At 76.6% G+C, this 1,131-nt stretch carries 2 protein-coding genes; both read left to right on the top strand.

Annotation, left to right across the window (positions count from 1 at the left end; all coding sequences use genetic code 11):
• On the top strand, window positions 1–313 hold a 313-nt coding region (locus FV223_RS30995; RefSeq protein WP_187276286.1), incomplete at its 5' end, for a hypothetical protein.
• A 28-nt stretch (window positions 314–341) separates the two neighbouring features.
• Window positions 342–1,131 (top strand): DUF2793 domain-containing protein (locus FV223_RS28230; RefSeq protein WP_147729953.1); only part of this gene is annotated, 790 nt, incomplete at its 3' end.

Here is a 1,131-nt window from a genome sequence, read left to right on the forward strand (position 1 = left end):
CCTCCGCGCCCGGCGCGAGCCCGGCGGCGTGCGCCTGTCGTGGATCCGCCGGGCGCGCCGCGACGCCGACAGCTGGGACGTCGCGGACATTCCCCTCGACGAGGCGGTGGAAGCCTACGCCGTCACCGTCTTCGCCGCCGACGGCCACGGGCTGCGCAGCCTCGCCGCCGCCGGGCCGAGCTTGCTCTACGCCGACGAGGCCGCGGATTTCGGCGGCCCGCAGGCGGTGCTCGACATCGCCGTCGCGCAGGTCGGGGCGGTGTTCGGGCCGGGCCCGGCCACCCGCGCGCGCGTCGCCGTGCGCCGGGGCTGACACCTCGATCCCTCGACGGAGCCCGCCGATGCCGGACACCACGCAGAACCTCGCGCTGCCGCTGATCGCGGCCAACCAGGCGCAGAAGCACGTCACCCACAACGAGGCCCTGGTGCAGCTCGACGCGCTGGTGCAGCTCGCCTGCCTCGACAAGGACCTCGCCGCGCCGCCGGCCGCCCCGGCCGAGGGCGACCGCTACCTTGTCGTCGCGGCCGCGCCCACCGGGGCCTGGGCCGGGCTGTCGGGCCAGGTCGCCTGCTTCCGGGACGGGGTCTGGGTCGGGCTCGCGCCCCGACCGGGCTGGCTCGCCTTCGTGGCCGACGAGGGCGACCTCTACATCTTCACCGGCAGCGCCTGGACGAGCTTCCGCGCCACCCTGGCGAGCCTCCAGAACCTCGCCCGCCTCGGGATCGGCACCGCGGCCGACGCCGTGAACCGGCTGGCGGTGAAGTCCGAGGCCGCTCTGCTCTCCTGGGACGACGCGACGCCGGGCTCGGGCAGCGTGCGGCTCACCCTCAACAAGCAGGCGGCGGCGCGCGATGCCGGCCTGGCGTTCCAGACCGGGTTCTCGACGCGGGCGCTGCTCGGCACCTTCGGCGCCGACGACGTGGCCCTGAAGGTGAGCCCGGACGGCGCGAGCTTCTCGACCGCGCTCTCGGTCTCGGCGGCGACCGGCCGGCTCGCCCTCGGGCGGATCGCCGGGCCGGTGGAGATCGGCACCCATGCCGGCGCGCTTCCCGACGCGCCGCCCCAGACGGTGCTGCGGGTCTCCGGCGCCGACGGGACGACGCCGCGGCTCGTCCTCGACGGATACGGCG

The organism is Methylobacterium sp. WL116, from assembly GCF_008039455.1.
GTDB lineage: Bacteria > Pseudomonadota > Alphaproteobacteria > Rhizobiales > Beijerinckiaceae > Methylobacterium.